We start from the raw sequence: 8,160 nt of genomic DNA on the forward strand, positions 1-8,160 counted from the left end.
CTGGTTGGTGGCTGCGCACTCGTTGGTGGCTGCGCACTCGATGGTGGCTGCGCACTCGATGGCGGCTGCGTATGACTTTCCCGCTGCGCACGGTTCGTGGGCAGGGGTGGGTGCGCGGGCTGGGCGTGGATTTGCGGGCTGGGCGTGGATTTGCGGGCTGGGCGTGGATGGCTGTTCGTTGGCTCGTACGTCGCATGGATTCGTCGGGCATTGACTTGCGCGACGTGGGTAGTGCGGGCGAAGGGGGTGTGGGTGGCGGGTGGGAAGGGATGGACTGCGCGCGCAGCGTGAAGTAGGCCACGACCTAGGCTTATGGGATGCCCCGACGGAAACCGCGGACGGAACGCCAGGTGGGCCGCTCGCAGGAGGGCAACCCGCCGATCGGCGATGTCTTCGGTAGGCGGGAGGCCGGACCGGACAGCGACGACATGTACATCGTGCGAACCATCCCAGGTAGCCGGGCCGTCAAAACCTATCGCTGCCCCGGCTGCGATCACGAAATCCCGCCCGGCGTAGCCCATATCGTCGCCTGGGAGGTCGACGACGGCGAAGACGACCGCAGGCACTGGCACCGCGGCTGCTGGAACGGCCGCCGCACCCGCCGGATCACCCGCCGCTGGTCCTGAATCCCACTGCGCCCCAGAGCAACCCATTGCGCCCCCGCGTCGCCAGTGCACACCCCGCGTATACGGTATGCGGCCACGACAAAACGGTGCGTGTCCAAGTCAGAAGGTGCGTCTGCGGACTGACGGGCGCGCCTACAGACAGTGGGCTGCTGCGGGCCGTGCGCATCTGTGGACAAAGGTGGCACTTGCGGGCAGAAGGCAAGGCGCTGAAGGCGGCACCTTCACTCCGTGCCGCCTTGCCGGGAAGCGGTGCGCATCTGTGGACAGGGGTAGCGCTTGCGGCAAATGCGGACTTCCGGCCTGAAGGCGCACCGTCGCCCGAGGGTGCACTTACTAGGAAGAAGCGGGGCACCTGCGGGCCAGGAGTCCTGCGTCCGGGGTTGCAGGTTGCATATGCGGATACGTGGCCGCGCCTGGGAGGCGAGGGCGCGCGCCTATGAACAGAGGTCGGGTTTACGGACAGAGATGCGCCTGCGGGTGGAGGGTGGCGGCTTCGCGGAGTGCGGGATTCTGCCGATCCCCTTGGGGCTGAGCATCTCTGGAAGAGCGGATGTCGTCGTGCCGTGCACGGCATCGCAGGTGGCCACATGAGTCCGCATCGGAAGCCTGGACGCGGCACCCGGTCGTCAGGCGGCCAGCTTCCGACAAGACTGTGGATCTCCTTTGGGCTGAACATCTCTGGGGTTGCCAAGGGCTGTAAACCCGAATGTTCCAGGGGCGCTGGGCGCCTCGATTGGCCGGGTGTTGGGCTATGTCCGCGTATCGCGGCAGTGTCCGGCATTAGGAAGGCCGCCCCGGTGTGGGGCGGCCTTGGTGTGAATTCGGTTGGGGTGTTGCGTTTGTCGCCGCTCAGCCCGCCGTCGTCAGTTGGTGATTTCGGCGTTCTCGCGCTCGTCGGCGTCGATGTCGTCTTCCTCGGCCGAGACCTCGGGGATGGCCTTGGCGCGCGAACCGCCGGTGACCGACTTGGTGCCGCCGCCGATGGACTTGCGCTGATCCGGAACCCCGTCCAGCAGTTCGCTTTCCCGGTTGACGGCCGCGAGCATGGCAGGCACCGAGTCGAGCTGGCCGCGGATACCGAGCAGCTGGGCGAGCACCCGGCCGCGCAGCACGCGCATCTCCTCGGCGAGTTCCTTGGCGTGCGCGATCTTGCGCTCGGAGGTCTGCGTGGCGGAGGTGATGAGGCGGTTGGACTCGTCGGTCGCGTCCTTGATCCGCTGAGCGGCCTCGGCGCGGCTGGTGGCCTCGAGCTCCTCCATGGCGCGGGTGAGCTTGGTGCGCCGCTCCGCCATGGTGGCCTCGAAGTCCTGCTGGGTCGCCTTGCGCTTGGCATCGGCTTCCTTGCCGAGGCGGTCGGCCTCGGCCTGAGCGGCCTCGATGATCTTGGCGGACTCGGTACGCGCATTCGCCAGGGTCTGCTCGAATTCGATTTCGAGCGCCTCGCGCTTCTCCTTGGTCTCGGCGAGCAGCGATTCGTACTTACCACGCATTTCGGTGGCCTGCTGCTCGGCGATCGACACCATTTCCGCCGCCTCGGCCTGCGCGAGCGCGCGGACCTCGGACGCCTCGTCGGAAGCCAGGCGCAGCATCCGAGAGATGCGGTCGGACATGCCTTCCGCAGTGGTCGGCGGAACCGAAAGGCGATCGACTTCCTTACGGAGCTCGTCGATCTCGTCCCGCGCGTCCTCCAGCTGGCTGGCGAGGTTACGGGCTTGCGCCGCAGCGGCATCCCGATCTGTGGCGGTGACCCTTAACTCGGCATCGAAACGGTCGAAGTAGTTGCGTACCTCGTCTTGCGCATAACCCTTGCGCACAACGGTGAAGGGCAGTGCAACGAAGCGATTGCGATCGGACTCAGGTGACGACATGGCACACAAACTACAGCCTACTTGCACCTCATGGTGACTCGACCGCGAATGTGATGCGGACGAGTTTTTCAGGCCCGACCTTGATACTAGTGCGTAACATTCGCGTTGGGTTCGACCAACTCGATCAGCACACCGCCAGCATCCTTCGGGTGAATGAAATTGATGCGAGAATCTGCGGTTCCGTGACGGGGGGCGTCGTACAGCAAACGCAGACCTCGATCACGAAGATACATGGAGACGGCCTCGATATCGGTAACTCGATAGGCGAGTTGCTGCAGACCCGGTCCGCTGCGGTCGATGAACTTGGCGATGGTGGAGTCCGCGTTGAGGGGCGCCAGCAACTGCAGGGCAGTCGCGCCGTCCGGTGCGCCGGGCAATGACAGCATCGCCTCGTGCACGCCTTGGGCGTCGTTCACCTCCCGATGGGTCTCGATCATGCCGAGATTGTCGGCATACCAGGCAATTGCGGCATCCAGGTCGGGTACCGCGATACCCACGTGGTCGACGGCGATGACGTAGTCGCCGGGGATGAAGTTCGACGGGTCGATAGCGTTGCTCACTCTTCGAACGTAGCGCGTCCCTGGTAGGGGGCGTTCGGGTAGGACAAGCTACCGTGGGGTACAGAGGTTGACGTCGCGGGTGCTCGGTGCGCGACGCTGTTCGATCAATGAATGCGAGGCTCGTCGTGACCACAACCGTGATCGTTTCCGGTGCGCGTACCCCGGTCGGTCGGCTGCTCGGGGGTCTGAAGGACTTCACCGGTTCCGACCTGGGCGGTTTCGCCATCAAGGCGGCGCTGGAGAAGGGCGGCGTCGCGCCGGAGCAGGTCGATTACGTGATCATGGGCCAGGTGCTCACCGCGGGTGCGGGGCAGATCCCGGCCCGGCAGGCAGCGGCCGCCGCGGGCATCCCGATGGATGTGCCCGCGCTGACGGTGAACAAGGTGTGCCTGTCCGGTATCAATGCGATCGCGCTGGCGGATCAGTTGATTCGCGCGGGCGAGTACGAGATCGTCGTAGCGGGCGGTCAGGAATCCATGAGCCAGGCCCCGCATCTGCTCGAAAAGAGCAGGGAGGGCTACAAATACGGCGATGTGACGCTGCGCGACAGCATGGCCTACGACGGTCTGCACGACATCTTTACAGACCAGCCGATGGGTGCGCTGACCGAACAGCGCAACGACGCCGAGCCGGTCAGCCGCGAGGATCAGGACGCGTTCGCGGCGGCCTCGCATCAGCGTGCGGCGGCGGCGTGGAAGAACGGCGTCTTCGATGACGAGGTGGTCCCGGTTTCGGTGCCGCAGCGCAAGGGCGATCCGATCGTGGTGAGCACCGACGAGGGCATTCGCGCGGACACCACCGTCGAATCGCTGGCCAAGCTGCGCCCGGCCTTCCGCAAGGACGGGAGCATCACCGCGGGCACCGCCTCGCAGATCTCCGATGGCGCGGCCGCGGTGGTCGTGATGAGCAAGGAGAAGGCGCAGTCGCTCGGCCTGAGCTGGATCGCCGAGATCGGCGCCGCGGGCGTGGTGGCCGGTCCGGATTCGACCCTGCAGGATCAGCCCGCCAATGCGATCGCCAAGGCCTGTGCGCGCGAAGGTATTTCGCCCGCCGAGCTGGATCTGGTCGAGATCAACGAGGCGTTCGCGGCGGTCGGCATCGCGTCCACCCGCAAGCTGGGCATCGATGCGGAGAAGGTGAACGTCAACGGTGGCGCGATCGCCATCGGCCACCCGCTCGGTATGTCGGGTGCGCGCATCCTGCTGCATCTGGCGCTGGAGCTGAAGCGGCGCGGTGGCGGTATCGGCGCGGCCGCGCTGTGTGGCGGCGGCGGTCAGGGTGACGCGCTGATCATCAAGGTGTAATTCCCGGCTCCGCCCGGCCCGGATATACCGGGTCGGCGGAGTTCAGGTGTGACCGGTTCAACTACGACCCGTCGTAGCGGTCCGGCACAATGGTGGCCATGGGCAATTTCTTCGACTTGAGCACCGTGGCCAAGCGGTTCCGCTTCATCGCCGTGCTGGAGGCGATCTCCTGGGTTTTCCTGATCGTCGGCATGGTGTTCAAGCGCCTCCCCGAACCGGTGCTGTGGCCGGTCAAGGTGTTCGGGATGACGCACGGCATCATCTTCGTCCTTTTCGTCATCACCGCGATCCTCGCGGCCCGCGAGCTGGCCTGGAACACAAAGACCACGGTGCTCGCGTTGCTGTCGAGCATTCCGCCGTTCTTCACGGTCCTCTTCGAGGTGTGGGCGGTGCGTGCGGGCAAGCTCGGTGAGCTGAGCGACGTGACTTCCGTCGAGTCCGGAGCCCCGGCCTCGGTCACGCCGTGACAAACTGGAAACCGTGACTCGACCCGCTGCCCGCCGCCCTTCGCCAGCCGTCGCCGCCGCCATGTCAGGTGCGGTGGATCTGTCCAGCCTGAAGCAGCCCCCGGCCGGTGCGTCGGGCGCGGGAGGCGGCGGCGACTACGCCGTCTCGGAGGCGGACTTCGAAACGAAGGTGCTGCGCCGGTCCACCCAGGTGCCGGTGGTCGTCGCGCTGTATTCGCAGCGCAGCCCGGGCAGCGTCGAACTGGTCCGGACGCTGGAGCGGCTCGTCCAGGAGGGCGCGGGCGCGTGGGATCTGGCTACGGTCGAGGCCGAGGCCAATATGCGGATTGCGCAGGCCTTCGGTGTGAAGGGCATTCCGACGGTGATCGCGGTGGCCGGTGGCCGCCCACTCGCGGATTTCGAGGGCGCCCAGCCGGAGCCGCAGGTCCGGCAGTGGTTGAGCGCGGTCGTCGAGGCGGTCGGCGGGCAGCTCGAGGGCGGTGAGCAGCAGCCCCAGGCGGTAGAGGACCCGCGTTTCACCGCCGCGGAGGCCGCGCTCGAGCACGGCGACATGGCCGGTGCCGAAGCGGCCTATGAGGCCATCATCGCCGCGGAGCCGGGCAATGAGGAGGCAAAGAACGCACTGCGTCAGGTGCGTTTCCTGTCCCGTGCCCAGACCATTTCGGACGCCGCGATCGCCACGGCCGATGCCGATCCGGCCAATGTCGACGCGGCCCTGGATGCCGCCGACCTGGAAATGATGAGCCAGCAGCCGGAGGCCTCGTTCGACCGGTTGATCGCCGTGATCAAGAAGACGGCCGGCGATGATCGCACCAAGGCGCGCACCCGGCTGCTCGAACTCTTCGAATTGTTCGACCCGGCAGAGCCTTTCGTGGTTGCTGCCCGCCGCAAACTGGCTGCCGCGCTGTACTGACCGGCCGCTTGGGTGTGCATGGCATCGGCGGATAGCGTGCGCCGATGCCATCGCCGGGCCGGTCCACTGATTGCGGCGGCGCGGTCGATTGCACATGGCGGTAATCAACGCACTCGCGCAGCTGAGTGCCCAGCGCTGCGGGATTGGCGCGCTGAGCACTACGGCGGCTTGCTCGGCGAGCCGGTGTGTTTCCGGTATTGGGGCCAGATCGCGGTGTTCGGTGCCAGCGCCACAGTGGCTGCCGGGCTGAGCGCGGCGGGTTGGCCTGCCCGACCCACCTGTGTGGGGCTAATGGTCCCGGCGTGAGTCAGATTGCGTGTTCGGGGCCAGCGCCCGAGTGGCTGAAGCGGGCTCAGCGCTGCGGGTTGGGCTGCTTGACCTACCCCTGCGGTGTCTTGCGAGTCAGATCGCGGTGTTCGGTGCCAGCGCCGCTGTGGCTGCCGGGTTGAGCGCGGCGGGTTGGTCTGCTCGACCAATCCGTGTGCTGGCTATGGTTCTGGTGTGAGTGGGATGGCGGCGTTCGAGGTCGGCGCCAGCGCCACTGTGGCTGCCGGGCTGAGCGCCGCGGCTCGGCCTGCGCGACTCAACGCAGGGTCGCCCTACCGTGTCGTGGCTGATGTATTCGGCGAGCCGGATTGCGATACTCGCGACCGGCCACTAGGGCTGTAACCGGGCTGGACGCTATGGGGTGGCGCTCGCTCGACCTACCTGGGTGGCTTATGTCTCCGACGCGAGTCAGATCGCGGTGTTCGGGACCGGCCGCCCGGCGGAAGCCTGGGCTGAGCGCTTGTGGGGGTGGCGTATGTCTTTGGCGCGAGCCAGATCGCGAAATTCGCGACCGGCGCTACGGGACCGGAGCCGGGCTGAGCGCTGCAGGGTTGCTCGACCCACCTGCGTGGTGGCTTATGTCTCTGGCGCGAGCCAGATCGCGGGTGTTCGGCGCGAAAGCCATGGTGGCCGTGGCGGGCTGAGCGCCGCGGCTCGGCCTGCTCGAATCGCTGTGGGTGTGGCCTGCTCGCCCACCCGTGTGGTGGCTTATGTCTCCGGCGCGAGCCAGATCGCGGTGTTCGGGGCCAGCGCCACGGTGGCCGATGCCGGTCGACCGTGCCATGGCTCATCGGTCGCTTTGACACCGCCGAGGTTTCCGATGCCGGAGCCGCCGTAGTCGGCGGCGTCGGTGTTGAGGATTTCGCGCCAGGTGCCTGCGCTCGGCAGGCCGACGCGGTATTCGCCGTGCACCGAGCCGGAGAAATTGAAAACGCAGGCGATCACCGAACCGTCGGAGCCGTAGCGCAGGAAGGCGATCACGTTGTTCTCGCGATCGTCGGCCTGCACCCAGGAGTAGCCGCCGGGGCTGGTGTCCTGACTCCACAGCGCGGGGTGGGCGCGGTAGACCGCGTTCAGATCTCGGACGGCAGCCGTAATGCCCTGGTGCAGTGGGTTTTCCAGTTCGTGCCAGTCCAGGCCGCGGTCGTGTGACCATTCCCGGAACTGGCCGAAATCCTGGCCCATGAACAGCAATTGCTTGCCGGGATGCGACCACATGTAGGCCAGCAGTGCGCGCACGCCCGCCGCCTTGGCGAAATCGTCGCCGGGCATTCTGGTCCAGAGGGTGCCCTTGCCGTGCACGACCTCGTCGTGGCTGATGGGCAGCACGTAGTTCTCGCTCCACGCGTACACCAGCGAGAAGGTGATCTCGTTGTGATGCCAGGAGCGGTGGATCGGATCGCGCCCCAAATAGCCCAGGGTGTCGTGCATCCAGCCCATATTCCACTTCATGGTGAAGCCGAGTCCGCCGACATCGGCGCCGCGGGTGACGCCGGGCCAGGTGGTGGATTCCTCGGCGATGGTGACGACGCCGGGATGGTGGCGGTGCACGGTTTCGTTGAGGTCCTGCAGGAAGTCGACGGCCTCCAGGTTCTCCCGGCCGCCGTGCACATTGGGTTCCCATTCGCCGTCGGCGCGTGAGTAATCCAGGTACAGCATGGAGGCGACCGCGTCGACGCGCAGTCCGTCGATATGGAATTCCTCGATCCAGTACCGCGCATTGGCGACCAGGAAGTTGCGCACCTCGTTGCGGCCGAAGTCGAAAATATAGGTGCCCCAGTCGAGTTGCTCGCCGCGGCGTGGGTCGGCGTGCTCGTAGAGCGCGGTGCCGTCGAAGCGCGCGAGCGCCCATTCGTCGCGGGGGAAGTGCGCGGGCACCCAATCGAGCAGGACGCCGATGCCTGCCGCATGCATGCGGTCGACGAAGGCACGGAAATCGTCGGGGGAGCCGAAGCGTGCGGTAGGTGCGTAGTACGACGTGACCTGGTAGCCCCAGGAGCCGCCGAACGGGTGCTCGGCGATCGGCAGCAGTTCGATATGGGTGAATCCGGCCGCGCGCACGTAATCGGCGAGCTGATCCGCCAATTCGCGGTAG

The 8,160-nt window shown here is 66.7% G+C and carries 8 protein-coding genes; 5 read left to right on the forward strand and 3 right to left on the reverse strand.

The features are described 5' to 3' along the window. Together NP3_RS49955 and NP3_RS28535 are read left to right on the forward strand one after the other, a co-directional pair. The coding region (locus tag NP3_RS49955; protein ID WP_218024952.1) for a hypothetical protein at positions 1-296 on the forward strand (296 nt) is incomplete at its 5' end. A gap of 21 nt (positions 297-317) precedes the next feature. After that, positions 318-626 carry an Rv1322 family protein gene (locus tag NP3_RS28535; protein ID WP_063044698.1) on the forward strand — a complete coding sequence of 103 codons (309 nt, stop codon included), beginning with the start codon at positions 318-320 and terminating at the stop codon, positions 624-626. Positions 627-1,489: 863 nt separating this feature from the next. On the opposite strand, the gene NP3_RS28540 is transcribed toward NP3_RS28535, so the two are convergent. Together NP3_RS28540 and mce are read right to left on the reverse strand one after the other, a co-directional pair. Further along, a complete protein-coding gene (locus NP3_RS28540) occupies positions 1,490-2,494 on the reverse strand; it encodes a coiled-coil domain-containing protein (RefSeq protein ID WP_063044699.1) in 1,005 nt (334 codons plus the stop codon). Between the two features lie 86 nt (positions 2,495-2,580). Further along, on the reverse strand, positions 2,581-3,054 hold the full coding sequence (gene mce / locus NP3_RS28545; RefSeq protein WP_063044700.1) for a methylmalonyl-CoA epimerase: 474 nt from the start codon (positions 3,052-3,054) through the stop codon (positions 2,581-2,583). 125 nt (positions 3,055-3,179) lie between these two features. On the opposite strand from mce, the gene NP3_RS28550 reads away from it, so the two are divergent. From NP3_RS28550 to NP3_RS28560, 3 genes are all read left to right on the forward strand, one after another. Next, positions 3,180-4,358, forward strand: coding sequence for an acetyl-CoA C-acetyltransferase (locus NP3_RS28550; protein ID WP_063044703.1), 1,179 nt, complete (start codon positions 3,180-3,182; stop codon positions 4,356-4,358). Positions 4,359-4,447: 89 nt separating this feature from the next. Continuing rightward, a complete protein-coding gene (locus NP3_RS28555; RefSeq protein WP_063044701.1) occupies positions 4,448-4,825 on the forward strand; it encodes a DUF3817 domain-containing protein in 378 nt (125 codons plus the stop codon). 61 nt (positions 4,826-4,886) lie between these two features. Next, positions 4,887-5,738: a tetratricopeptide repeat protein gene (locus NP3_RS28560; RefSeq protein WP_063044702.1), complete on the forward strand. Its 852-nt coding sequence runs from the start codon at positions 4,887-4,889 to the stop codon at positions 5,736-5,738. A 1,035-nt stretch (positions 5,739-6,773) separates the two neighbouring features. Here NP3_RS28560 and glgB read toward each other — a convergent pair. After that, on the reverse strand, positions 6,774-8,160 hold a 1,387-nt coding region (gene glgB, locus NP3_RS28565), incomplete at its 5' end, for a 1,4-alpha-glucan branching protein GlgB (protein ID WP_063824936.1).

The sequence above is a fragment of the Nocardia pseudovaccinii NBRC 100343 genome (assembly GCF_001613225.1).
Classification (GTDB): domain Bacteria; phylum Actinomycetota; class Actinomycetes; order Mycobacteriales; family Mycobacteriaceae; genus Nocardia; species Nocardia pseudovaccinii.

Bases quoted from the DNA above. Each gene is read 5' to 3' on its own strand.
- NP3_RS28555 (WP_063044701.1), top strand. From the start codon at position 4,448: ATGGTGGCCATGGGCAATTTCTTCGACTTGAGCACCGTGGCCAAGCGG.
- NP3_RS28540 (WP_063044699.1), bottom strand. From the start codon at position 2,494: ATGTCGTCACCTGAGTCCGATCGCAATCGCTTCGTTGCACTGCCCTTC.
- NP3_RS28560 (WP_063044702.1), top strand. From the start codon at position 4,887: ATGTCAGGTGCGGTGGATCTGTCCAGCCTGAAGCAGCCCCCGGCCGGT.
- NP3_RS28535 (WP_063044698.1), top strand. From the start codon at position 318: ATGCCCCGACGGAAACCGCGGACGGAACGCCAGGTGGGCCGCTCGCAG.